This window comes from Streptomyces xantholiticus, assembly GCF_014651015.1.
Classification (GTDB): Bacteria; Actinomycetota; Actinomycetes; order Streptomycetales; family Streptomycetaceae; genus Streptomyces; species Streptomyces xantholiticus.
The window spans coordinates 20,629-43,783 of sequence record NZ_BMWB01000021.1; the positions used below are offsets into that span (position 1 = coordinate 20,629).

21 protein-coding genes are annotated in these 23,155 nt (G+C 71.0%); 9 read left to right on the plus strand and 12 right to left on the minus strand.

What is annotated here, in order from left to right; all coding sequences use genetic code 11:
• Positions 1 to 101 precede the first annotated feature (101 nt).
• Genes IE198_RS25925 through cseC form a run of 4 tightly spaced genes read left to right on the plus strand, consistent with a single transcriptional unit; the run spans position 102 to position 3,473 of the window.
• Positions 102 to 674 carry a SigE family RNA polymerase sigma factor gene (locus IE198_RS25925; protein WP_100108433.1) on the plus strand — a complete coding sequence of 191 codons (573 nt, stop codon included), beginning with the start codon at positions 102 to 104 and terminating at the stop codon, positions 672 to 674.
• Positions 662 to 1,330 carry a hypothetical protein gene (locus tag IE198_RS25930; RefSeq protein WP_189890698.1) on the plus strand — a complete coding sequence of 223 codons (669 nt, stop codon included), beginning with the start codon at positions 662 to 664 and terminating at the stop codon, positions 1,328 to 1,330. Before IE198_RS25925 ends, IE198_RS25930 begins: the two co-directional genes overlap by 13 nt.
• A gap of 39 nt (positions 1,331 to 1,369) precedes the next feature.
• A complete protein-coding gene (gene cseB, locus IE198_RS25935; protein ID WP_189890700.1) occupies positions 1,370 to 2,071 on the plus strand; it encodes a two-component system response regulator CseB in 702 nt (233 codons plus the stop codon).
• 10 nt (positions 2,072 to 2,081) lie between these two features.
• Positions 2,082 to 3,473 carry a two-component system sensor histidine kinase CseC gene (gene cseC / locus IE198_RS25940; protein ID WP_229834333.1) on the plus strand — a complete coding sequence of 464 codons (1,392 nt, stop codon included), beginning with the start codon at positions 2,082 to 2,084 and terminating at the stop codon, positions 3,471 to 3,473.
• Between the two features lie 66 nt (positions 3,474 to 3,539).
• Here the strand turns inward: cseC and IE198_RS25945 are convergent, their stop codons facing one another.
• Complete coding sequence (locus IE198_RS25945) at positions 3,540 to 4,229, minus strand: M23 family metallopeptidase (protein ID WP_189890702.1); 690 nt, start codon at positions 4,227 to 4,229, stop codon at positions 3,540 to 3,542.
• Between the two features lie 577 nt (positions 4,230 to 4,806).
• Here IE198_RS25945 and dacB point away from each other — a divergent pair.
• Genes dacB through IE198_RS25960 form a run of 3 tightly spaced genes read left to right on the plus strand, consistent with a single transcriptional unit; the run spans position 4,807 to position 9,772 of the window.
• Positions 4,807 to 6,393: a D-alanyl-D-alanine carboxypeptidase/D-alanyl-D-alanine endopeptidase gene (gene dacB / locus IE198_RS25950; RefSeq protein ID WP_189890704.1), complete on the plus strand. Its 1,587-nt coding sequence runs from the start codon at positions 4,807 to 4,809 to the stop codon at positions 6,391 to 6,393.
• A 41-nt stretch (positions 6,394 to 6,434) separates the two neighbouring features.
• On the plus strand, positions 6,435 to 6,794 hold the full coding sequence (locus IE198_RS25955; RefSeq protein ID WP_189890706.1) for a trypco2 family protein: 360 nt from the start codon (positions 6,435 to 6,437) through the stop codon (positions 6,792 to 6,794).
• On the plus strand, positions 6,791 to 9,772 hold the full coding sequence (locus tag IE198_RS25960; RefSeq protein ID WP_189890708.1) for an NACHT domain-containing protein: 2,982 nt from the start codon (positions 6,791 to 6,793) through the stop codon (positions 9,770 to 9,772). The genes IE198_RS25955 and IE198_RS25960 overlap by 4 nt, the downstream gene beginning before the upstream one ends.
• Before the next feature lie 181 nt (positions 9,773 to 9,953).
• On the opposite strand, the gene IE198_RS25965 is transcribed toward IE198_RS25960, so the two are convergent.
• Complete coding sequence (locus IE198_RS25965) at positions 9,954 to 12,479, minus strand: ATP-dependent Clp protease ATP-binding subunit (RefSeq protein WP_189890710.1); 2,526 nt, start codon at positions 12,477 to 12,479, stop codon at positions 9,954 to 9,956.
• A gap of 432 nt (positions 12,480 to 12,911) precedes the next feature.
• On the opposite strand from IE198_RS25965, the gene IE198_RS25970 reads away from it, so the two are divergent.
• Positions 12,912 to 13,475 carry an SCO3374 family protein gene (locus IE198_RS25970; protein ID WP_189890712.1) on the plus strand — a complete coding sequence of 188 codons (564 nt, stop codon included), beginning with the start codon at positions 12,912 to 12,914 and terminating at the stop codon, positions 13,473 to 13,475.
• Here IE198_RS25970 and IE198_RS25975 read toward each other — a convergent pair.
• From IE198_RS25975 to IE198_RS26020, 10 genes are all read right to left on the minus strand, one after another.
• Entirely contained in the window at positions 13,454 to 13,789 is a 336-nt protein-coding gene (locus tag IE198_RS25975; RefSeq protein ID WP_189890714.1) for a histone-like nucleoid-structuring protein Lsr2, read from the minus strand. The two genes, IE198_RS25970 and IE198_RS25975, sit on opposite strands and share 22 nt — an antisense overlap.
• 141 nt (positions 13,790 to 13,930) lie before the next feature.
• Positions 13,931 to 14,458, minus strand: coding sequence for an amino-acid N-acetyltransferase (locus IE198_RS25980; RefSeq protein WP_189890716.1), 528 nt, complete (start codon positions 14,456 to 14,458; stop codon positions 13,931 to 13,933).
• 9 nt (positions 14,459 to 14,467) lie between these two features.
• Entirely contained in the window at positions 14,468 to 14,863 is a 396-nt protein-coding gene (locus IE198_RS25985) for a BlaI/MecI/CopY family transcriptional regulator (protein WP_189890718.1), read from the minus strand.
• A 104-nt stretch (positions 14,864 to 14,967) separates the two neighbouring features.
• Complete coding sequence (locus tag IE198_RS25990; protein ID WP_189890720.1) at positions 14,968 to 15,141, minus strand: hypothetical protein; 174 nt, start codon at positions 15,139 to 15,141, stop codon at positions 14,968 to 14,970.
• 14 nt (positions 15,142 to 15,155) lie between these two features.
• Positions 15,156 to 15,758, minus strand: a complete 603-nt coding sequence (locus IE198_RS25995; RefSeq protein WP_189890905.1) for a hypothetical protein — start codon at positions 15,756 to 15,758, stop codon at positions 15,156 to 15,158.
• 537 nt (positions 15,759 to 16,295) lie between these two features.
• On the minus strand, positions 16,296 to 17,093 hold the full coding sequence (locus IE198_RS26000) for a type III pantothenate kinase (RefSeq protein ID WP_100108420.1): 798 nt from the start codon (positions 17,091 to 17,093) through the stop codon (positions 16,296 to 16,298).
• Entirely contained in the window at positions 17,093 to 18,097 is a 1,005-nt protein-coding gene (nadC, locus tag IE198_RS26005; RefSeq protein ID WP_189890722.1) for a carboxylating nicotinate-nucleotide diphosphorylase, read from the minus strand. Before nadC ends, IE198_RS26000 begins: the two co-directional genes overlap by 1 nt.
• Before the next feature lie 2 nt (positions 18,098 to 18,099).
• A complete protein-coding gene (locus IE198_RS26010) occupies positions 18,100 to 19,812 on the minus strand; it encodes an L-aspartate oxidase (RefSeq protein ID WP_189890724.1) in 1,713 nt (570 codons plus the stop codon).
• A complete protein-coding gene (gene panC / locus IE198_RS26015; RefSeq protein ID WP_189890726.1) occupies positions 19,809 to 20,855 on the minus strand; it encodes a pantoate--beta-alanine ligase in 1,047 nt (348 codons plus the stop codon). The genes IE198_RS26010 and panC overlap by 4 nt, the downstream gene beginning before the upstream one ends.
• Entirely contained in the window at positions 20,852 to 21,772 is a 921-nt protein-coding gene (locus tag IE198_RS26020; RefSeq protein WP_189890728.1) for a Rossmann-like and DUF2520 domain-containing protein, read from the minus strand. The genes panC and IE198_RS26020 overlap by 4 nt, the downstream gene beginning before the upstream one ends.
• A gap of 126 nt (positions 21,773 to 21,898) precedes the next feature.
• Between IE198_RS26020 and IE198_RS26025 the strand changes: the two genes are divergently transcribed.
• On the plus strand, positions 21,899 to 23,128 hold the full coding sequence (locus tag IE198_RS26025; RefSeq protein ID WP_189890730.1) for a threonine aldolase family protein: 1,230 nt from the start codon (positions 21,899 to 21,901) through the stop codon (positions 23,126 to 23,128).
• Positions 23,129 to 23,155 lie beyond the last annotated feature (27 nt).

Here is a 23,155-nt window from a genome sequence, read left to right on the forward strand (position 1 = left end):
CGGCTGCTCCGCACAGCGCCGTGACAACAGCTCCGTAATTTCTTGTGTCGCAAGGAACGCAGGAACACACGGGGTTTTCCACGGGGACGGAGGCGGTTGGCATGGCGCACGGCGAGGTGCTCGAGTTCGAGGAGTACGTACGCACACGGCAGGAGGCGCTGCTGCGCAGCGCCCGGCGCCTCGTCCCCGACCCGATCGACGCGCAGGACCTGCTCCAGACCGCGCTGGTGCGCACCTACGGCCGCTGGGAAGGAATCGCCGACAAGTCGCTCGCGGACGCGTACCTTCGCCGCGTGATGATCAATACGCGCACCGAGTGGTGGCGGGCCCGCAAGCTCGAGGAGGTCCCGACCGAGCAGCTGCCCGACGCGAGCGTCGAGGACGGCAGCGAGCAGCGCGCCGACCGCGCCCTGCTGATGGACGTGCTCAAGGTGCTGGCGCCCAAGCAGCGCAGCGTCGTCGTGCTGCGGCACTGGGAGCAGATGAGCACGGAGGAGACCGCTGCCGCGCTCGGCATGTCGACCGGTACGGTGAAGAGCACGCTGCACCGGGCGCTGGCCCGGCTCCGTCAGGAGCTCGAGGCACGGGACCTGGATGCCCGCGCCCTGGAGCGCCATGAGACGCGGCGGGCCCATCGGCGTGACGGACAGGAGCAGGAGCGGTGCGCGGCCTGAGAGGCAAGGGCGGCAGCAGGACCATGGCGGCGGGCGGCACGGCGACGGCCGGGCTCGTCGCCGCAGCCCTGCTCGCGGCCGGCTGCTCCACCGGGGGCACGGGGGTGCAGGACGAAGGTGCGGCGCCCGCGGAGGCCGCGAGCAAGGCGACCCCGTCCCCCGTGCCGTCCGGCGACGCGGGGCAGTTCACGAAGTCGGTCGACGCGGTCAAGCTGCTGATGGCCGACCCGAAGGTCAGCTCGCGGGTCAAGGCCGATCTGCGGCCGTGCGCCGAGGACTCGTACCCGGTCGACACCTCGTACGCGCAGCTCACCGGCAATGACGCGCCGGACGTCATCGTCAACGTGCTGACCTGCGGTGACGCTGTCGGCATGGGCACGTATGTGTACCGGGGGGACGGTAAGGCCTACGAGAACGTGTTCGCGGTGGAGGAGCCGGCGGTCTACGCGGCGGTCGACCGTGGGGACCTGGTGGTGACCAAGCAGGTGTACACCAGGAACGACCCGGTGGCGGAGCCGTCGGGCGAGGAAGTGAGCACCTACCGCTGGTCGGACGGCAAGTTCACCCGGCAGTTCTGGGTGCGCAACGAATTCAGCCGGGCGGTCGGCGAGGGCGAGGTGGTCGCCACGGAGGCGCCCGCGCCCAGCGAGAACTGAGAGAACCGAGACAACCGAGAGAACGGGGAGAGCAGCCGGATGGCCGAGACCCATGTCCTGTTCGTCGAGGACGACGATGTCATCCGCGAGGCGACCCAGCTCGCGCTGGAGCGGGACGGCTTCACGGTCACCGCAGTCCCCGACGGTCTGCAGGGCCTGGAGGCGTTCCGTGCGGACCGACCGGACATCGCCCTTCTGGACGTGATGGTGCCGGGGCTCGACGGCGTGAGTCTGTGCCGCCGTATCCGTGACGAGTCGACGGTTCCCGTGATCATGCTTTCGGCGCGGGCCGACTCGATCGACGTGGTGCTCGGCCTGGAGGCCGGCGCGGACGACTACGTCACCAAGCCCTTCGACGGTGCCGTGCTCGTCGCCCGCATCCGCGCCGTGCTGCGCCGTTTCGGGCACGCGAGCGGCGGGGCGGGCGATGCGGCCCGGTCGGGGCAGCAGGAGAGCGGGGCGCTGACCTTCGGCGACCTGGCCGTCGACACCGAGGGCATGGAGGTGCTCAAGGCGGGCAGGCCGGTGTCGCTGACGCCGACCGAGATGCGGCTGCTGCTGGAGTTCTCGGCCGCTCCCGGCACCGTGCTCTCCCGCGACAAGCTCCTGGAGCGGGTCTGGGACTACGGCTGGGGCGGCGACACCCGGGTCGTCGACGTCCATGTGCAGCGCCTGCGGACCAAGATCGGTCAGGACCGGATCGAGACGGTCCGCGGCTTCGGCTACAAGCTCAGGGCATGAGGCCCACGGCATGAGATGGCCTGTCCTGCGCACCGGCGTCCGATGGAAGATCAGCATCGCGATCGCGGCGGTCGGCGCGCTGATCGCCATTGCGCTGAGCCTGGTCGTGCACAACGCGGCCCGGGTCTCCATGCTGGACAACGCCCGCGACGTGCAGATGGACCGGGTGCTGCTCGCCCAGCGCTGGTACGAGACGTCGAAGAACAGGGACCCGCGCTTCAACAGCAAGATCAACGATCCGGCGCTGCCCGACGAGCTCAAGCGGCTGATGCGGGAGAAGCGACGTGGTTCGTACGTCGCGGAGGGGCCCGGCGGAACGCCCGAGCTCTGGGCCGCCGTGCCGCTGGCGGACGGCGACGTGCTCTCCCTGCGCACCGAGTTCACCGGGCGCAGCGCCGTGATCATGCAGGACCTCGACCGTGCCCTGATCATCGGCTCCGTCTCCGTCGTGCTGGGCGGTTCCGCGCTCGGCGTCCTGATCGGCGGGCAGCTCTCGCGCCGTCTGCGCAAGGCCGCCGCGGCGGCGGGCAACGTGGCTCAGGGCAATCACGAGGTGCGGGTGCGGGACTCGATCGGCGGTGTCGTCCGTGACGAGACCGACGATCTGGCCCGGGCGGTCGACGCACTGACCGACGCGCTCAACGAGCGCATCGAGGCCGAGCGGCGCGTCACCGCGGACATCGCGCACGAGCTGCGCACGCCCGTCACCGGCCTGCTCACGGCGGCCGAGCTGCTGCCGCCCGGCCGGCCCACCGAGCTGGTGCGGGACCGGGCGCAGGCCATGAGGACGCTGGTGGAGGACGTGCTTGAGGTGGCCAGGCTGGACAGCGCCTCCGAGCGGGCCGAGCTGCAGGAGATCCAGCTGGGCGAGTTCGTCGGCCGCCGGGTCGCCGTCTTCCACCCCGACGCGCAGGTGCGGGTCGTGCACAGCTCCTGGGTCAGCACCGACCCGCGGCGGCTGGAGCGCATCCTGGGCAATCTGCTCACCAACGCCGCCAAGTACGGCAAGGGGCCGATCGAGGTCACCGTGGAGGGCCGTGTGGTCCGGGTACGGGACCACGGCCCCGGGTTCCCCGAGGCGCTGCTGAGGGAGGGGCCGAGCCGGTTCCGTACGGGTGCGAGCGACCGGGCGGCCACGGGGCACGGTCTGGGGCTCACGATCGCGGCGGGCCAGGCCCGGGTGCTCGGGGCGCGGCTCACGTTCCGCAACGCCGCGCCGGAGGGTGCGACGCCGCTGGGGGACTCAGGGGGGGCGATCGCGGTCCTCTGGCTGCCGGAGCACGCGCCGACGAACACCGGGAGCTTCCCCGTGCTGCCGGCGCGCACCGACCGGCCCGCGCACGGCCCGAAGTGGTCGCTCGGCAGGCTGAGACGCCGCGGCAGGACTGAGGACCACCGGTGATGGAACCGCAAAGGCCCCGCCCGGGAGGGCGGGGCCGTCAAGCCGGAGGGGTGACTCGGTCGTGCGTCAGAGGTTGACGCCGGCGGAGCGCAGGAACGCCATCGGGTTCAGCGCCGAGCCGTAGTTCGGGGTCGTGCGGATCTCGAAGTGCAGGTGCGGGCCGGACGAGTTGCCGGTGTTGCCGGACTTGGCGATGGTCTGGCCGGCGTTGACCTTCGAGCCGATGTTGACGTTGATCGTCGACAGGTGCGCGTACTGCGAGTACTTGCCGTTGTTGTGCTTGATCACGATGGCGTTGCCGTACGCGGGGCCGTCGCCGCCACCGTTCGGGCCGGCCTTGACCACGGTGCCGGCGCCGGCGGCCTTGACCGCGGTACCGATCGGCACGGCGAAGTCCTGGCCGGAGTGCTTGGCGGACCACATGGCGCCGCCCTGCGCGAAGCTCGCGGTCAGCGTGTAATTGCTGACCGGCTTGACCCAGGCCGGGGCCTTCTTGGCGGGCTTCTTCTTCGCGACCTTCTTCGCGACCTTCTTGGCGGCCTTCGCCTTCTCGGCGCTCGCCTGGGCATCGGCCCGGGCGGCGAGGGCGGAGGCGGCGTCCACGACGGCCGGCTTGGCCGCCTTGCCCGTGTCGGCGGAGGCCACACCCGCACCGGCTCCGACGACCATCACGGCGCCCATTCCGGCGGCCACGACAGCACCACGGGTACGGAGCACGGACGTGCGGAGCTGGTGGATCACGGTGTGCTTCGACATACGGGAGAACCTCCGGGCATGAATGGACCCGGCGACTCGCACCGGGCTGGCTCCACATTGGTAACCCGCGCCCCCAAGTCACCTCAAACCCCCCATCTACGACATCGCGTCGTAGCGCAGGCCGCGGAAATATGACTCTTGACTCCACACCGAGCGCTTCCCGACCGCTCGAAAATGGGACCACTTATGCCCGCTCGAGATGGTTTAACCCCACTTCCGGGCCATGGAACTACGGGAAAAGCACCTTTCCGTCCGGCCCGGGAGCCGAAGGGGGCGAAGGCGCCGGGTCCGCCACCTCCGCCCGATAGGGCAAAACGGATATACCGGTCACTAACCCACCTAGTAGACCCAAAAATGCCTGTGCGCCTTGTCACGGAGCAGCCCCTCGAAGACCCCCGGAATCGTGAGCCAGGCCACGCGAAGCGGGCTCCCGGAAGGGCTTGGCCACCCTCACGGAAGGGGGCCTTTCCAGTGAGCGGGACCACACAATTCGGCCCCGGGAACCCCCTGAAGGGCCCGCCGCGCGTCCTTCCGGGAACGCGTGGCTTCCGGGATCCTCCTCGGCATGAGTAGTCCCATGGTTCGTTTACGCCGCCGCGCGCTGCGCCGCGCCTGGACCTGGCCCCTCGTCGTCGGGCTCGTCTGCACGCTCACCTGGAGCTCGCCCGCCGGGGCCGGGCCCTCCGACACCGGCCTCAAGGGCGCCCTCGGCAAGATCCTCGCCGACCCCCGCATGGACGGCGGGGCGGTGAGCGTCGTCGTCGCCGACGCCACGACCGGCGAACGCCTCTACCAGCGCGACGGCGGGAACCGGCTGATGCCCGCCTCCAACACCAAGCTCGCCACCTCGGCGGCCGCCATGGCCGTCCTCGGCCCGGACCACCGCTACACCACCGATGTGCTGACCACCGGCCGCCGCGAGGGCTCCACCCTGGTCGGCGACCTGTATCTGCGCGGCAGCGGCGATCCCACGATGCTCGCGTCGGACTACGAACAGCTCGCCGCCGACCTCGCCGCATCCGGCGTCGAAAGCGTCACCGGGCGCCTCGTGGCCGACGACACCCGCTTCGACGACCAGCGCCTCGGGCGTTCCTGGGCCGCCGACGACGAGTCCGCCTACTACTCCGCGCAGATCTCGGCACTCACCCTGGCGCCCGACACCGACTACGACGCCGGCACCGTCGTCGTCGAGGTGACCCCCGGCGCACGGCCGGGCACCCGGCCCAGGGTGAAGCTGACCCCACCCACCGGCTACGTGCGCCGCGACATCACGGCCACCACGGTCGAGAAGGGCCGGCCGGACACCCTGTCCGTCTCCCGGGAACACGGCGGCAACACGCTCACCGTCAGCGGCTCCGTGCCGGTCGGCGCGGCCGCCACCAAGGAGTGGATCGCGGTCTGGGAGCCGACGGGCTACGCGGCAGCCGTGTTCGCCGACGCGCTGGCCGACCGCGGCGTACGGATCTCGGGCAGTCCCCGGCTGGGCAACCCGACCCCGCCCGGCGCGCGCACCCTCGTCTCGCACCGCTCCATGCCGCTCAAGGAGCTGATGCACCCCTTCATCAAGCTCTCCAACAACATGCACGCGGAAGCGCTCACCAAGACCATGGGCCTCAAGGTCTCCGGTCAGGGCACCTGGGACGCGGGGCTCAAGGCGGTCGACGACCAGCTGAAGAAGGAGGGCGTCACCACGTCCACGATCCGCCAGACCGACGGTTCGGGACTGTCCCGGATGAACGTGTTCCCCGCCGAGGAGCTGGCCACCCTGCTGCTCTCGGTCCGGGACGCGCCCTGGTACGCCGACTGGTACGCGTCGCTCCCGGTGGCCTGTGCACCCGACCGCGCCGTCGGCGGCACGCTGCGCTCCCGTATGTGCGGCACCCCGGCCGCGCTGAACGCCGTCGGCAAGACAGGTTCCCTCACCGGCGCCTCCGCCCTGTCGGGTTACGTCACCGACGCCGGGGGCCGCGAGCTCGTCTACAGCATCGTCCTCAACAACTACCTCGCGTTCTCTGTGAAGAGCATCGAGGACGCGATCGTCACCACCCTGGCCTCCTCCGACACCGCTGCCGGCTCGATCACGGCGGTCCCGCCCCGCCTGTCCCGCAGCGCCGAGCCCGCAAGCGGGCTCGAATGCGCCTGGCAGAAACCGAAGTTCTGCTGAAAGCCCCCGGCCCGGGCCGTGCCCGCTGTACGGTCCGGGCCATGAGCAGCGCCAGCAGCAGCCACGAACTCGACGGCATCGAACTCGCCGACGCCATCCAGTCCGTCCGCGACCAGCTTCTCGACGCGGCCACCCGGGCCACCGGCAGGCCGCTGCTCTTCGAAGTGGGCGACATCGAGATGGAGTTCACCCTCGAACTGCGCAAAGAGGTCAAGGGCGGAGCGAAGGTCAAGGCCTGGGTCGTGGAAGCGGGCGCGGACGCCGCCCGCACCACCGGCCGCACGCACCGCGTCGCGTTCACCCTGAAGCCCGTGGACGCCGTCACCGGCGCGGGTTGGAAGGTGGGCAACCAGCGCCCGGCCGACACCTCCGGCTTCGGCACGGCTCCTTCGTCGACATGAGCGCACGCGCCCACTGGTGGCCGAGGTCCTTGGCGGACCTCGCCGTCGTGGTCGTGGGCGAGTCGCAGGGAAGCGGCGTCTTCATCACCCCCGGGCTGGTCCTCACCAGTGCCCATGTCGTCGGCGCACGGCACACGGCCGAGGTGGTGCGTCCGGGGCGGCGGAACGCGCCCTCCTGCCCGGTCGTGTGGTCGGACCCCAAACTGGACGCCGCCGTCCTCATGGCACCCGCCCAGCTGCTCGTGGGTTCCACCGCCGTGTTCCCCGAGCCCGACCGTGGCCAGGCGGTACGGGTGGGCGACATCGCCACCGACCGGCCGCTGTCGCACTGCGAGATCGTGGGATACCCCGACGTCCAGAGGTACGACGGCGAGCGGCCGGACGTGGACCAGTTCTCCGGCACACTGCTGCCCGCGGCCGGGTTGCTCCGCAGGACGATGGTCTTCGAGTTCGACCGGCCCCCCGCCGCCGAGCGCCCCGACGGGACCTCCCCCCTGGCCGGGCTCTCCGGCGCCCCCGTCTTCTCGGGCTCGACCCTGCTCGGCATCGTCAGTGAGATCCCCCGGGGCCGGAACCACTACCGGGCGCACTGTGTCTCGGTCACCTCGATCGTCACCCGGCCGGACTTCAGGGAGTGGTGGGAGCGCAGCCATCCGAACTCGCCGGGCATTCCGCCGCTGGAGGAGCTGGCCGGGGCACACCCCGACGACATGCGCCACGAGGAGGAGTACGCCGACGCCGTCGGCGCCGAATACCGCCGGACCAGGATCTTCGGCCTCGACGAGCTCAGCGTGCGCGACTCCGAGTGGGATCTGGACACCGCCTACCTGACTCTTGAGGCCACCCCTCGCGAGGACGCCGAGCGCCACTTCGGCGGGCCCGGGACCAGTACCGCCCCGCAGCGCATCGACGCCCTGCTCGCCTCCCGCCCGCGGATCCTGCTCAGGGGCGAGGCAGGCGCCGGAAAGACCACGCTCGTCTGGTGGCTCGCCGCACACGCCGCGGCCGGCACACTCGGCCCTCAGCTCGCCGAGCTCAACGGCCTCGTCCCGTTCGTGATCCCCCTGCGCACGTTGCGGGCCCGGGGGGGCGCTTTCCCTTCGCCCGCAGGGCTGCCCGAGGTCGCCGACATGGCTGTCGACCGGGCACCCGACGGCTGGGCGGGCCGGGTCCTCAAGGCGGGCCGCGCGCTGCTGCTCGTGGACGGGCTGGACGAGGTGCCGCAACCGGACCGCGAGGAGGCCCACCAGTGGCTTTCCAGGCTGCTGCGCCGCTATCCGGCCACCCGCTGCATCGCGACCGTACGCCCCCTGGCCGTCGAGCCCGACTGGCTGAAGTCGCAAGGATTCGAGGAACTGCGGCTGCTTCCCATGCGGGACGCCGACGTCCAGGCTTTTGTGACCGCCTGGCACCGGGCGGCCCGGCTGGAATGGGACGACCGCGAGGACCTGCCCGCGCTCGAACGGGACCTGACGCAGCAGTTCGCCCAGAACCCGGCCCTGCGCGACCTCGCGGGGACGCCGCTGCTGTGCGCCGTCATCTGCGCGCTGCACCGGCTGCGCCAGGGTTTCCTCCCGGAGACCCGCTGGGCGCTCTACCGCTCCGCTCTGGAGATGCTGCTCGGCCAGCGTGACAAACGCCGCCGGATCGGCACTCCGGAAGGCATCACCATGACGGTCGAGGAGCACCAGCAGTTACTGCAGCGGATCGCCGTCTGGCTGGTGCGGGGCGGTCAGACGGAGTTCACCCGCGGCCAGGCCCTGCGGCAGCTGGAGTCCGCACTCGCCGGGATGCCGCAGGTTGGGGCACAGAGCGATGCCGCCGGCATCCTGACCCATCTGCTCAACCGGAGCGGTCTGCTGCAGGAACGGGCGGACGGTGTCTACCAGTTCGCCCACCGCACGTTCCAGGACTTCCTCGCCGCCAAGGAGTTCGTCGAGGGCGACCATCTGAACGAGCTTCTTCGGCACGCGCCGGACCAGCAGTGGCACGACGTCCTCCTGCTGGCCGCGGGCCACTGCTCACGGCGCGAACTGCCGCAGCTGGTCAACGGCCTGCTGACCGCGGGCTCCTCGGTGCGGGTCCGGGAAGGAAGACGGACCGCCCTGTACGTACTCGCGGCCCTGTGCGCCCAGCACGCGGCCTGGCTTGACGGTGCTACTCACCACCAGGTGCGGGTGGCCGTCAGATCCATGCTGCCGCCGCGCGACGCCACCGACCTGCATCTGCTGGCGCGTCTCGGCCCCTATGTGCTGCCGCTGCTTCCCGACACCCGGGAACTGGCCGTCTCCGACATCGACCGGACGGTCGACCTGGTCAGCAGGATCGGCGGGCCCGCCGCCATCCCCTACGCGCAGAAGCTTGCGGCCGCTGCCGACGACGACAACCGACTCGCCTTCCGCCTCGCACGCAGCTGGGTCAACTATCCGGTGGCGGAGTACGCGCAGGAGGTCCTGCTCCGTCTCGATCTGGGGCAGGCCCCGCTGTTCGTCACGAACGGCGAACAGCTGGCCCGGTTGCCGCTGCTGTCGCACGCGCGGCACATCGACATCACCGGCGACTTCTCCACGGGTGATCTCACCGCGGGTCTCACGGGAGGGACGGTCAGGACGATCGGTTTCGCGGACAACGCTCTGCTCGGCGACCTGGATGTGCTGCTCAGCCTGCGGGAGCACCTCGAGCAGGTCGCCGTCCGCCACTGCCCGGCGCTCACGGACCTGTCGGCCCTGCCGCGGCTGGGCCGTCTTTCCGCCGTCCACCTGGACAGCGTGCGGGTCAGCAGGGCCGATCTGGAGGCGATCGCCCGGATCCCCCGGCTGCGGGTGCTCAGCATCACCTATCCGGCGCTGGTGGAGAAGCAGCTGAATCTCGCGCCGCTGCATCGCGTCCCGGGGCTGTCGGTCAGGGTTTCCGGGCTCCCCCGGCGGCAGATAGTGGGCCGCGAGGCATTCGGCGACCGCCTCGGCTACGGCTCCTGAGGGCCCGAGCACCGGCCCGAAGGACCCGGTCGGACATCGGGACAGGACCCGGCCGGACATCGGGACAGGAGCCGGCCGGCGCGCCCGCCGCACGACGGGCCCTCATCCGGAGGATGACGCAGGCCGGCCCCGAACCCTGCACGGGTTCGGGGCCGGCCTCGTGCGATCGGCCTCTGGGCCGCTACGCGTCCTTCGACAGGTTCGGTCCGGTGCCGCCGGCCGCCTGCTCGATCGGCGGGACGTCCGGCAGAGCCGACTTCTCCTCGCCGCGGAAGGTGAACTTCTTCTCCTCACCCTCGCCCTCGGTGTCCACGACCACGATGTGACCGGGGCGCAGCTCGCCGAAGAGGATCTTCTCCGACAGGATGTCCTCGATCTCGCGCTGGATCGTCCGGCGCAGCGGCCGGGCGCCCAGGACCGGGTCGTAGCCCTTCTTGGCGAGGAGCGACTTGGCCGTGGAGCTGAGCTCGATGCCCATGTCACGGTCCTTGAGGCGCTCGTCCACCTTGGCGATCATGAGGTCGACGATCTGGATGATGTCTTCCTCGGTGAGCTGGTGGAAGACGACCGTGTCGTCGACACGGTTGAGGAACTCGGGCCGGAAGTGCTGCTTCAGCTCTTCGTTGACCTTGACCTTCATCCGCTCGTAGTTCGACTTGACGTCGCCCTGGGCGGCGAAGCCCAGGTTGAAGCCCTTGGAGATGTCCCGGGTCCCGAGGTTGGTCGTCATGATGATGACCGTGTTCTTGAAGTCCACGACGCGGCCCTGGGAGTCGGTCAGACGACCGTCCTCCAGGATCTGCAGAAGGGAATTGAAGATATCGGGGTGGGCCTTCTCGACCTCGTCGAAGAGGACGACGGAGAACGGCTTGCGGCGCACCTTCTCGGTGAGCTGGCCGCCCTCTTCGTAGCCCACGTATCCGGGGGGCGAACCGAAGAGACGGGAAACCGTGTGCTTCTCGCTGAACTCCGACATGTCGAGAGAGATCAGCGCGTCCTCGTCACCGAAGAGGAATTCGGCGAGCGTCTTGGAGAGCTCGGTCTTACCGACGCCGGACGGGCCGGCGAAGATGAACGAGCCACCGGGGCGCTTCGGGTCCTTCAGGCCGGCTCGCGTACGGCGGATCGCCTGCGAAAGGGCCTTGATGGCGTCCTTCTGCCCGATGACGCGCTTGTGGAGCTCGTCCTCCATGCGCAGCAGACGCGAGGACTCCTCCTCGGTCAGCTTGAAGACCGGGATGCCGGTGGCGGTGGCGAGGACCTCGGCGATCAGCTCGCCGTCGACCTCGGCGACGACGTCCATGTCGCCGGCCTTCCACTCCTTCTCCCGCTTGGCCTTCGCCGCCAGCAGCTGCTTCTCCTTGTCGCGGAGAGAGGCCGCCTTCTCGAAGTCCTGGGAGTCGATCGCGGACTCCTTGTCACGGCGGACACCGGCGATCTTCTCGTCGAACTCGCGCAGGTCCGGCGGCGCGGTCATCCGGCGGATGCGCATCCGGGAACCGGCCTCGTCGATCAGGTCGATCGCCTTGTCCGGCAGGAAGCGGTCCGAGATGTACCGGTCGGCCAGGGTGGCGGCCTGGACCAGCGCCTCGTCGGTGATGGAGACCCGGTGGTGCGCCTCGTAACGGTCGCGCAGACCCTTGAGGATCTCGATGGTGTGCGGCAGCGACGGCTCCGCGACCTGGATGGGCTGGAAGCGGCGCTCGAGCGCGGCGTCCTTCTCCAGGTGCTTGCGGTACTCGTCCAGTGTGGTGGCGCCGATGGTCTGCAGCTCACCTCGCGCCAGCATCGGCTTGAGGATGCTCGCGGCGTCGATCGCGCCCTCGGCGGCGCCCGCACCCACCAGGGTGTGGAGCTCGTCGATGAACAGGATGATGTCGCCGCGGGTGCGGATCTCCTTGAGGACCTTCTTCAGGCGCTCCTCGAAGTCACCGCGGTAGCGGGAGCCGGCGACCAGCGCGCCCAGGTCGAGGGTGTAGAGGTGCTTGTCCTTGAGGGTCTCGGGCACCTCGCCCTTGACGATGGCCTGCGCCAGGCCCTCGACGACCGCCGTCTTGCCGACGCCGGGCTCGCCGATGAGGACCGGGTTGTTCTTGGTGCGGCGGGACAGCACCTGCATGACCCGCTCGATCTCCTTCTCGCGCCCGATGACCGGGTCGAGCTTGGACTCACGAGCGGCCTGGGTGAGATTCCGGCCGAACTGGTCGAGGACGAGGGAGGTCGAGGGGGTGCCCTCGGCCGGGCCGCCTGCCGTGGCGGCCTCCTTGCCCTGGTATCCGGAGAGCAGCTGGATGACCTGCTGCCGCACCCGGTTGAGATCGGCGCCCAGCTTCACGAGGACCTGGGCGGCGACGCCCTCGCCCTCGCGGATCAGGCCGAGCAGGATGTGCTCGGTGCCGATGTAGTTGTGGCCCAGCTGAAGAGCCTCGCGGAGCGACAGCTCCAGGACCTTCTTGGCACGGGGCGTGAAGGGGATGTGGCCGGACGGGGCCTGCTGGCCCTGGCCGATGATCTCCTCCACCTGCTGGCGGACCGCCTCGAGCGAAATCCCGAGGCTCTCCAGGGCCTTAGCGGCGACACCCTCACCCTCGTGGATAAGGCCCAGGAGGATGTGCTCGGTGCCGATGTAGTTGTGGTTGAGCATCCGGGCTTCTTCCTGAGCCAGGACGACAACCCGCCGCGCGCGGTCGGTGAACCTCTCGAACATCGTTAATCGCTCCTCAGAGCGGTCAGGCAGTAAGGGGTCGGTCCCCTCCCTGTCCTTCCGCAGCTTAGTCCCGCAAGCGGGGACCGCTCATTCCAACTGCCGACACCCGTCTGTGGCCTCCTGACCCCTGAACGCCGACAACTGCTCCAACCCGATGGTGCGAGACGATGTTCCCGCAGGCCAGGCAGTTACCCCCACCGCCACTACGCCGATGGCGAACGTGAGACCGACCTGCGAGCGTGTCGCCCCTCCCCACTAGGAATGTCTTACCCGCAGGCACGGACACTCCATGCGGCGCGCCCCCCGTCCCTCAGCTACGGGCGAACAACCTTGCGCCGTTCAACACGTTCACGCGCCCCCGATTTCGTGACCTCGAGCAACAGACGTCACACCCTGCGTAACCACAGGGACGGATTCGGAGTTGCCCGTGACATGCCCTTCACCGTGCCGTCCCCCCGCACACCCATCGTCTGCGGCGCCGCCCAGTGGTACCGAAGCGAGCTCGGCTGGGACGCGACGGACGGCAGCCCGGTGCGGCTGGCGACCGGGGCGCTGTTCGACGTGCTGGAGCTGCCCGCGGAAGCCGGGGCGGCGGTACTGGACCGGGTGGCGTGCACCGGCCCGGCCGCCCTCACCGGAAACAGGATGCAGCTGCTGGTGGCCGCGGGGAGCGCGGAAGAGCTGCCGGGTCTGCTCGACTGGCTGGAATGGCGCGGAGTCGATCTCGATCTGACCGCCCTCGGCGCGGGCGGAGCGATGGCCGCCCCGCCGCCACCCGGGCGATCTGCCCCGCAGGGAGCCGCCGTGTGGCTGCGACCCCCCGTCGTGGGGCGCTTGCGACTGCCGGCTCTCACCGGACTCGGGGACAGTGGGGGTGCCCCCGATCTCGTACGGCTGGTGGACACGGCGGCAACGGAGTGCCACCGCGCCCGGCTGACGCGTACGGCGCGCGTGAATACGCGAAAGACGCGAGCTCAGCCGTTGGCCTTCTCGTAAGCCTCGCGAACCGTCGCCGGGACACGGCCCCGGTCGTTGACCTCAAAGCCGTTCGCCTTCGCCCAGGCGCGGATTTCGGCGGTGTCCTTGTTCCCGCCGGCCGCCGCACGGCCCTTGCCCCGGCCGGTCGCGGCACGACCACCGGTACGCCGACCGCTCTTGGCGTAAGGCTCGAGCAGACCCCGGAGCTTGTCCGCATTGGCGGTGGTGAGGTCGATCTCGTAGGTCTTGCCGTCCAGAGCGAACGTCACCGTCTCGTCCGCCTCGCCACCGTCGAGGTCGTCGACAAGAAGGACCTGAACCTTCTGTGCCACCGGATTTCCTTTCATCGAAAATGCAGTACGCGGAAAGGAAACCGCTTTTCCTTGGAAAACACAAACCCTTGACAGAGGTTCAGAACCGCGAGAACGCGGGAAACGTGCGCGATTCGGACATAGGGTCCCGCCTTGCGCCGATCAGAGGTGCAGAAGCATCCGACTGTTGCCCAAGGTGTTCGGCTTCACTCGTTCGAGCCCGAGGAACTCGGCGACACCCTCGTCATAGGAACGCAGGAGCTCGGCGTAGACATCGGTGTCCACCGGTGTCTGGGTCTCACCGATCTCGACGAAGCCGTGCTTGGAGAAGAAGTCGACTTCGAAGGTGAGGCAGAAAACCCTGCGCACACCCAGCCTGCGTGCCGTGGCCACGAGCTTCTCGAGAACCCGGTGTCCGATGCCGTGCCCCTTGAAGGCCGGGTCCACGGCGAGAGTGCGCACTTCCGCGAGGTCCTCCCACATCACATGGAGAGCACCGCACCCGACAACCAGGCCGTCCTCGTCGCGTTCGGCGACCCAGAACTCCTGGATGGCTTCGTAAAGGGTCACCGTCGCTTTGTCGAGCAGGATGCCTTCGCCGACGTACGGGTCCACGAGCCGGCGGACGTCCGGCACATCACCGGTCCTGGCCCGCCGGACGGTGAAGGCATTTTCTGCGGCATAAGGCATGACCCGACGCTATCGCCCCGCGGCCCCCGGGCCCTCCGCGGCCTCGCCACCCTCGACGAGGCGCACCGCGGCTTGCAGCGCCTCGCGCTGCTCGGCAGACATCATCCCGAAGAAGGCGACCAGGGCCGCCGCGGGGTTGTCACTCTTGGACCAGGCTTCGTTCATCAGTGCGGCCGAGTAGGCGGCGCGGGTGGAGACCGCCGTATATCGATAGGCCCGGCCCTCGACTTCCCTGCGGACCCAGCCCTTCTGATGGAGATTGTCCATTACCGTCATGACGGTGGTGTAGGCGATGGACCGTTCCTGCTGCAGGTCTTCCAGGACTTCCCTGACGGTCACCGGCCGGTTCCATTGCCAGATCCGTGTCATGACGGCGTCTTCGAGCTCTCCCAATTGGCGGGGCACATCGCCACCATAGTGGGCGATCAGTGATCAAACTACTATTGACATAACAAAAAGGACGTACGGCGGGGATTCCGCCGTACGTCCTGCGCCGTCGGAGACGGCGCTCAGTTGTCGCGCCCGGCCTGCCGGCCGGACTCCGCACGGGCCAGCGCCGCGTCCACGACGGCGTCCTCCTTGGCCTTGTTCGGGCCGCCCTGGCTCTTGACGATCGTCACGACCAGGCCGATGAAGAACGCGGCCATCACCACAGGGGGAACAAGCGCGGAAACGTAGTCCATGCCGTCCAGAGTAACTAGCCGACGGCCCACTGCTCCGGCGGGGGCACGGGCTTACGGCGCGGCGGGAACACCTCCGAGGGCTTGGGCACCGGGCGCTCGTCCGGTTTCGGCTGGGGCTGCGGCTCCGGCTTCGGCTGGGGGCCCGGCCCGGGCTTCGGCGCGTCGGCGGCGCGGCCGCCGGGGAGCGCAAGGAGCCGGGCGCGGCGCGGGGACGGTTCCTGGGCCGGCGCGGGGACGGGGATGGCCCGCTCCGTGAGCCGGCTCCGCACCGACTGCTCCGCCAGCGCCTGGCAGCGGCGGAGCACCGCCGTGGCGGCGGGATTGCCGCGCAGCGTGCGCAGAGCCGCCAGATCGTCCGGGCGGGGGTCGTAGCCGGCGGCGAGGGCGTCCTGGAGGCGCTCCAGATAGCCGATGGCCGTACCGGGCAGGGCGTCGCGGTAGCGGGCGAGCTCGGCGAAGAGGAACGCACGCAGCCGGCCTGTCTCGCGAACCGCCTCGTCCACGGAGTCGGCCAGGCGCAGGCAGTCCCGGACGTCGTCGTCGGCCAGGGGGACGGGGTGCAGGGCGACGGCGAGGGCGCGTCGGAGCACACGCAGCTCGTCCGCACCGAACGCCATGCCGCCACGGGATCCGTATGGCGTGGGCATGTCCCGACGATACGTCGCAATTGCCCAAAATCCGCTTAACGTCCCGGACAGGGCGTGTCGCCTCCTCGGGGGGCGGGCCGGCCCGGTATTCGGGTACTCCGCGCCGGGGCCGGTCCCCGGGACGCGTCCCGGCGCATGCGGGGCCGGCCGTGGGCGCCTGCGCGCTCCTGCGGCCCGGGGCCCGCGGTCGCAGGCTCCCGCCGGTGCTGCGCGCGGCGGGGAGACACCCCCGCCCCGCCCGCACTTGGGCAAGCCCGCGGGCCCCGGGCCCTTCTGCGCGGGGCGCACCGGGACTCCGACCCGGCTCCGTACCGCGCTTCGCGCGGTGTCCTGCGCACAGGACGGGCCCGCGCCGGGATCCGCACGAGACAGGCCGCGCGGGGGCGGGCCCTGACACGGCACGACACGGGCCACGCCCCCACGTGACGCGGACCGGCGACGCGCACGGCGCGCCTGAAGCGGCAGACATGGCAGGGTCGTGCTCGAGGCGGACGACGACGACAGGCGTCAGAGGCGGGAGACGTTCCGTTCGTACACCAGCCGCAGTCCGATCAGCGTCAGCCATGGTTCGTGCTCGTCGATCGCGGCCGCCTCGCCCAGCACCATCGGTGCCAGCCCGCCCGTAGCGATCACGGTCACGTCGTCCGGGTCCTCGGCCAACTCGCGCTTCATGCGCTGGACGACGCCGTCGACCTGGCCGGCGAAGCCGTAGACGATGCCGGACTGCATCGCCTCGACGGTGTTCTTGCCGATCACGCTCCGCGGGCGGGCCAGCTCGATCTTGCGCAGCTGGGCGCCCTTGACGCCGAGGGCCTCGACGGAGATCTCGATGCCGGGGGCAATCACGCCGCCCGCGTACTCCCCGCGCGCGCTGACCGCGTCGAACGTCGTGGCCGTGCCGAAGTCGACGACGATCGCCGGTCCCCCGTACAGATCGACCGCGGCGACCGCGTTGATGATGCGGTCCGCGCCGACCTCCTTGGGGTTGTCCATCAGGATCGGCACGCCGGTCTTGATACCGGGTTCGACGAGGACGGCCGGGACGTCGCCGTAGTAGCGGCGGGTGACCTCGCGTAGCTCGTGCAGCACGGAGGGGACGGTGGAGCAGATCGCGATGCCCTCGATGCCGTCGCCGAGTTCCTCGCCGAGCAGCGGGTGCATGCCCATGAGGCCCTGGAGCAGGACGGCGAGTTCGTCGGCGGTTCGGCGCGAGTCGGTGGAGATGCGCCAGTGTTCGACGATCTCCTCGCCGTCGAAGAGACCCAGGACGGTGTGGGTGTTGCCGACGTCGATGGTGAGCAGCATCAGCTTTCGACCTCGCGGAGGTCGAGGCCGATGTCGAGGATCGGGGAGGAGTGCGTGAGCGCGCCCACCGCGAGGTAGTCGACGCCCGTCTCGGCGTAGACGCGGGCGTTGTCGAGCATGAGGCGGCCGGAGGACTCGAGCATCGCGCGGCCGGCGACGAGCGTGACGGCCTCCTCCGTCTCGGCCGGGGTGAAGTTGTCGAGCAGGATGAGGTCGGCGCCCGCGTCCAGGACCTCGCGGACCTGGTGGAGGGTGTCGACCTCGACCTCGATGGGGATGTCGGGGAAGCGTTCCCGCACCGCCTTGAACGCCTCGGTGACCCCGCCCGCCGCGACCACGTGGTTGTCCTTGACCAGGGCCGCATCGGAGAGCGACATGCGGTGGTTGACACCGCCGCCGCAGCGCACCGCGTACTTCTCCAGTGCGCGCAGGCCGGGTGTGGTCTTGCGGGTGTCGCGGACCTTCGCCCTGGTGCCCTCGAGCAGGTCGGCCCAGGCGCGGGTGGCGGTCGCGATGCCGGAGAGCCGGCAGAGGATGTTGAGCGCGCTGCGCTCGCCGGTGAGCAGGTCACGGGTGCCGGCGGTGACGGAGAGCAGCTTCTGGCCGGCTTCGACCCGGTCGCCGTCCTCGACGTGCCGCTCCACCTCGAACTCGGAAGTGCAGACGATCGACAGGATCGCCTCCGCGACCCGCAGACCGGCGACGGTGCCGGCCTCACGGGCGGTGAAGTCGCCGGTGGCGACGGCGTCCTGGGGGACGGTCGCGACGCTGGTCACGTCGACGCCGCCGTCGAGGTCCTCCTCGATGGCCAGGTGGGCGATGTCCTCGACCTGGACCGGGTCGAGCCCGGCCTCGGCGAGCAGCGTGGCGAGGGCGGGGTCGAGACCGCACTCGTACGCCTCTTCGGCGCAGCCGCAGTCGTCCCCGCAGCCGCCGCCGGCCGGGGCGCCGATCTGGATCAGCGGTACATCCACGGGGCTCGGACGTTCATCGGGCGTGCTCACGGTTACGGCTCCCTGGGGGCGTCGGGGACGGGCAAGATATCGGTGGGCGGGAAGGCGGTCGTGCCGGTGCGGCTGACGACGAGCCGGCGGTCGGGCGCGAGCCGTACGACGAGATGGCGGCGCCACTCGGTGTCGTCGCGCTCGGGGCGGTCCTCTCGCCAGTGGCACCCGCGGGTCTCCTCGCGCTCCAGCGCGGCTGCGGTCAGCACTCGGGCGACGCACAGCAGGTTCGAGGTCTCCCACGACTCGACTCCGGGCTCCGCGGTCTTGCCGGAGCCTTCCCGGTCCTGCGCGGCGTTCGCGTACACCGCTTCCAGCGCGGCGGCCGCGGCGGCCAGCGACTCGGCGGAGCGGAGGACGCCCGCGCCGTGCGACATGATCCGCTGGATCTCCGCGCGCTGCTCCGGCGCGATCAGCGGCAGCAGGGAAGGTTCGGCGGGCGCGGCGGGCGCGGCGGGGGGCCAGGGGCGCCGGGCGGCGATGTCGGCGGCGATGCGCTCCGCGAAGACGAGTCCTTCGAGCAGCGAGTTGGACGCCAGCCGGTTGGCGCCGTGGACGCCGGTGCAGGCGACCTCGCCGCAGGCGTAAAGGCCGGGGACGGTGGTGCGGCCGTGCAGGTCGGTGCGTACGCCGCCGGAGGCGTAATGCGCGGCGGGTGCCACCGGGATGGGCTGTGTCACCGGGTCGAAACCGTGGGCACGGCAGGCGGCGAGGATGGTGGGGAAGCGCTGCTCCCACATCTGCGCGCCGAAGTGCCGGGCGTCGAGGAACATGTGGGCGGCGCCCTGCTCCTGCATACGGCGCATGATGCCCTTGGCGACGATGTCACGCGGGGCGAGCTCGGCCAGTTCGTGCTGTCCGACCATGAAGCGGGTGCCGGCCGCGTCGACCAGGTGGGCGCCCTCACCCCGTACCGCCTCGGAAACCAGTGGCTGCTGTCCCTCGCTGTCCGCGCCGAGGAAGAGCACGGTCGGGTGGAACTGCACGAACTCGATGTCCGAGACCTCGGCGCCGGCGCGCAGCGCGAGGGCGACGCCGTCGCCGGTGGAGACCGCCGGGTTGGTGGTCGCGGAGAAGATCTGGCCCATGCCGCCGGTGGCGAGCACCACCGTGGGGGCGTGGACCGCGCCGACACCGTCGTGCTGGCCCTCGCCCATGACATGCAGGGTGATGCCCGCCGTGCGGCCGTCCGCGTCGGTGAGCAGGTCGAGGACCAGGGCGTTCTCGATGGTGCGCAGGCCCTGGTCACGAACCGCGTGGACGAGCGCGCGGGAGATCTCGGCGCCGGTCGCGTCGCCTCCGGCATGCGCGATACGGCGCCGGTGGTGACCGCCTTCACGAGTCAGCTCGATCTCACCGGAGGACGGATCGGTGTCGAACTGCGCGCCCGTGGCGATCAGCCGGCGCACCGCGTCGGGCCCTTCGGTGACGAGGGCCCGTACCGCCGCCTCGTCGCACAGTCCCGCGCCGGCGACCAGGCTGTCGTCCAGGTGCTGCTCGGGGGTGTCGCCGTCGCCGAGTGCGGCGGCGATGCCGCCCTGCGCCCAGCGGGTGGAGCCGTCGTCCAGGCGGGCCTTGGTGACGACAACCGTGTCCAGGCCGGCCGCGGCACAGCGCAGCGCGGCCGTGAGGCCGGCGACACCCGAGCCGACCACGACCACCTCTGCCTCGATGGCCCAGCCGGGGGCGGGGGCGGTCAGCCGTATTCCGGTCACTTGGCGGCTCCGTCGGTCAGGGCGGTCCCGGAATGCGCGGTCCCGAAGTCCAGGGGCAGGTTGTCGATGAGACGGGTCGAGCCGACCTTGGCGGCGACGGCGAGAAGCGCCTCACCCCTGTGGTCGTCGGCCACCTCGTCGAAGGTGGCGGGGTCGACGAGGGCCACATAGTCCAGAACCAGCGGCGGGTTCGCCTTCGCGGCCTCGTCCAGCACGGCCCGTGCGGCCGCGCGTACGGCATCGGCGCCGATCGCCGGCCACGCCTGGGCGACCGCATGGGCGTCGGCCGCCGCGCGGGCCTCTCCGAGCGCGGACAGCGCGGCGGCGCGGGCGGGCGCGCCCGGTACGGCTTCCGCCCTGGCATGCAGCGCCTGCTGGGCGGCAAGGCGGTCGCGGGCGGCGAACAGGGCCTGGGAGAGGGCCAGCGCGGTGTGCCGATCGGCCGTGGACAGATAGCGGTTACGGCTGGAAAGCGCGAGCCCGTCCTCCTCGCGGACCGTGGGCACGCCGATGACCTCCACGGGGAAGTTCAGGTCGCTGACCATCCGGCGGATCAGGGCGAGCTGCTGGGCGTCCTTCTGCCCGAACAGCGCCACGTCGGGGCCGGTGAGGTGCAGCAGCTTGGCGACGACGGTGAGCATGCCGTCGAAGTGGCCGGGCCGGGTCCTGCCTTCGAGCCGCTCCCCCATGGGCCCGGCAGCGATGCGGACCTGCGGCCGGCCGCCGGGGTAGACCTCGTCGACGGACGGCGCGAACACCACGTCCGCGCCCGCCTCCTCGGCCGTCCTGAGGTCGGCGTCGAGCGTGCGGGGGTAGCGGTCCAGGTCCTCGCCGGCGCCGAACTGCAGCGGGTTGACGAAGACGGTGACGATCACGAACCCCTTGCGCCCCACCCGCTCGCGGGCGGCCCGGATCAAGGTGGCGTGCCCCTCGTGCAGTGCACCCATGGTCATGACGACGGCGGTGCGGCCGGGCACGGCGTGGTGCTCGACCACGTATTCGAGGTCCTCGCGGGTCGGCACGAGTTCGAAGTCGCGGCTCATCGCAGATCCCCTTCGGCCAGCACGCCCAGCAGATCCTCCGCGAACTCCGGTTTGAGCATGCCGTGCGCGAGGGCACGGTCGGCGGTCGTACGGGCCATCGCCAGGTAGCCGGCGACGGCGGCGGGCGCGTGCTTGCGCAGCTCGGCCACATGGGCGGCGACGGTGCCCGCGTCGCCGCGGGCGACCGGCCCGGTCAGGGCGGCGTCGCCGGATCGCAGGGCGTTGTCCAGGGCGGCGCCGAGGAGGGGGCCGAGCATCCGGTCGGGGGCGGCGACTCCCGCGGTGCGCAGCAGCTCCATGGACTGGGCGACGAGGGTGACGAGGTGGTTGGCGCCGAGCGCGAGGGCTGCGTGGTAGAGCGGGCGGTTCTGCTCCTCGATCCACTCGGGCTCACCGCCCATCTCGATGACCAGCGCCTCCGCGGCCAGCCGCAGCTCCTCGGGGGCGGTCACCCCGAAGGAGCAGCCGGCCAGCCGCTGCACGTCGACCGCAGTGCCGGTGAAGGTCATCACGGGGTGCAGGGCCAACGGCAGCGCTCCGGCCCGCAGAGCGGGCTCGAGCACCTTGGTGCCGTACCGGCCGGAGGTGTGCACGAGCAGCTGGCCGGGCCGTACGGCACGGGTCTCGACGAGGCCTTCGACCAGGCCGGGCAGCGCGTCGTCGGGAACGGTCAGCAGCACCAGTTCCGCGCGGGCGAGCACGTCGGCGGGCGGCATCAGGGGTACGTCGGGCAGCATGGCGGCGGCCCGGCGGACGGACTCGTCGGACACCCCCGAAGCGGCGACCGGCCGGTGCCCGGCCATCTGCAGGGACGCGGCCAGGGCGGGTCCTACGCGGCCCGCTCCGACCACTCCGACGGTCAGGCGGGCGGGGCGGTCCCGCGGGTCGAGCGGGTCCTGTGGTGCTGTGGCATTCACGCGGCGGTGCCTTCCGTTCCAGTCCGCGGGGGTACCGGACGATTTCTCGTCACGATGCTACGCCAGCGTTTCCGGCGACCCCTCAGTTGTCCACAGGCTGTGGGTGATGATCGGACCGTGACGGACATGAGCGAGACGAACGAGCAGAACGAGAACAAGAACGAGCAGAACGAGAAAGAAGAGGACGAGAACGAGCAGGACCTGCGGAAGCGGCGGCTCGCCGCCTGGCGCGCGTCGGACCGGGTGCTGGCGCGGGCCTCCGCCGACCTCCGGATCGGGGAGCGCCTCGCGGCGCTCGCCGAGGCCGCCGGCGAGGTGTACGACCTGGACGACTGGACCGACGTGTACGGCAACGGGGTCGTCGAGGAGCTGGAGCGGCGGACCGCCGAGCTGCTCGGCTTCCCGGCCGCTGCGTTCTTCCCGACCGGCACGATGGCCCAGCAGGTGGCCCTGCGCTGCTGGGCGGCGCGCACCGGGAACTCGACGGTCGCACTGCATCCGCAGGCCCATCCGGAGGTCCACGAACGCTCCGCTTTCGCCGTGGTGAGCGGGCTGCGCACGGTCCGTCCGACGTCCGAACCGCGGCTTCCCACGGCCGACGAGGTGCGCGACTGCGACGAGCCCTTCGGCGCGCTGATGCTCGAACTGCCCCTGCGGGAAGCCGGTTTCGTGCTGCCTGCCTGGGACGAGCTGGTGGCGGTGGTGGAGGCGGCACGGGATCGTGATGCGGTGGTGCACTTCGACGGCGCGCGCCTGTGGGAGTGCGCCCCGCACTTCGGCCGCCCGCTCGACGAGATCGCTTCCCTGGCGGACAGCGTGTACGTGTCGTTCTACAAGTCCCTGGACGGCATGTCGGGCGCGGTGCTCGCCGGCCCGTCGCAGCTGATCGAGGAGGCGAGGGCCTGGCGGCACCGGTACGGGGGCCAGCTGTTCCAGCAGTACCCGGCCGCACTGTCGGCGCTGGTCGGCCTTGAGCGGGAGCTGCCCCGGCTGCCGTCGTACGTGGCCCACGCGAAGGTCGTCGCGGCCGCGCTCACGGACGCGCTCCGTGCCTCGGAGATCCCCTGGTCCCGGATCCACCCGCCGGTTCCGCACACCCACCAGTTCCAGGTCTGGCTGCCGTACGGGACGGAGCTGCTGAACGAGGCGGCGCTGACGCAGTCGGAGGAGACCGGGGTGACGCTCTTCCGCCGCTGGTTCTCGCAGGGCTGTCCGCCGGGCGTCTCGGTGACCGAGGTGACGGTGGCCGCCGAGGGGCTGGAGTGGACCGAGCGGGACGTGGCCGTGGCGGTCTCGGAGTTCGTACGCCGCCTGGACCTGCCGGCCCTGCCGGCGGACCGACCCTGCCGGACCTGACCCGGGCGGCCCTGACCCGGGCGGCCG

Excerpts from the sequence above, each read along its gene's own strand:
- IE198_RS25925 (WP_100108433.1), top strand. The coding sequence starts at position 102 with ATGGCGCACGGCGAGGTGCTCGAGTTCGAGGAGTACGTACGCACACGG.
- cseB (WP_189890700.1), top strand. The coding sequence starts at position 1,370 with ATGGCCGAGACCCATGTCCTGTTCGTCGAGGACGACGATGTCATCCGC.
- cseC (WP_229834333.1), top strand. The coding sequence starts at position 2,082 with ATGAGATGGCCTGTCCTGCGCACCGGCGTCCGATGGAAGATCAGCATC.
- IE198_RS25945 (WP_189890702.1), bottom strand. The coding sequence starts at position 4,229 with ATGTCGAAGCACACCGTGATCCACCAGCTCCGCACGTCCGTGCTCCGT.
- dacB (WP_189890704.1), top strand. The coding sequence starts at position 4,807 with ATGGTTCGTTTACGCCGCCGCGCGCTGCGCCGCGCCTGGACCTGGCCC.
- IE198_RS25955 (WP_189890706.1), top strand. The coding sequence starts at position 6,435 with ATGAGCAGCGCCAGCAGCAGCCACGAACTCGACGGCATCGAACTCGCC.
- IE198_RS25960 (WP_189890708.1), top strand. The coding sequence starts at position 6,791 with ATGAGCGCACGCGCCCACTGGTGGCCGAGGTCCTTGGCGGACCTCGCC.
- IE198_RS25965 (WP_189890710.1), bottom strand. The coding sequence starts at position 12,479 with ATGTTCGAGAGGTTCACCGACCGCGCGCGGCGGGTTGTCGTCCTGGCT.
- IE198_RS25970 (WP_189890712.1), top strand. The coding sequence starts at position 12,912 with ATGCCCTTCACCGTGCCGTCCCCCCGCACACCCATCGTCTGCGGCGCC.
- IE198_RS25980 (WP_189890716.1), bottom strand. The coding sequence starts at position 14,458 with ATGCCTTATGCCGCAGAAAATGCCTTCACCGTCCGGCGGGCCAGGACC.
- IE198_RS25990 (WP_189890720.1), bottom strand. The coding sequence starts at position 15,141 with ATGGACTACGTTTCCGCGCTTGTTCCCCCTGTGGTGATGGCCGCGTTC.
- IE198_RS25995 (WP_189890905.1), bottom strand. The coding sequence starts at position 15,758 with ATGGCGTTCGGTGCGGACGAGCTGCGTGTGCTCCGACGCGCCCTCGCC.
- IE198_RS26000 (WP_100108420.1), bottom strand. The coding sequence starts at position 17,093 with ATGCTGCTCACCATCGACGTCGGCAACACCCACACCGTCCTGGGTCTC.
- panC (WP_189890726.1), bottom strand. The coding sequence starts at position 20,855 with ATGAGCCGCGACTTCGAACTCGTGCCGACCCGCGAGGACCTCGAATAC.
- IE198_RS26025 (WP_189890730.1), top strand. The coding sequence starts at position 21,899 with ATGAGCGAGACGAACGAGCAGAACGAGAACAAGAACGAGCAGAACGAG.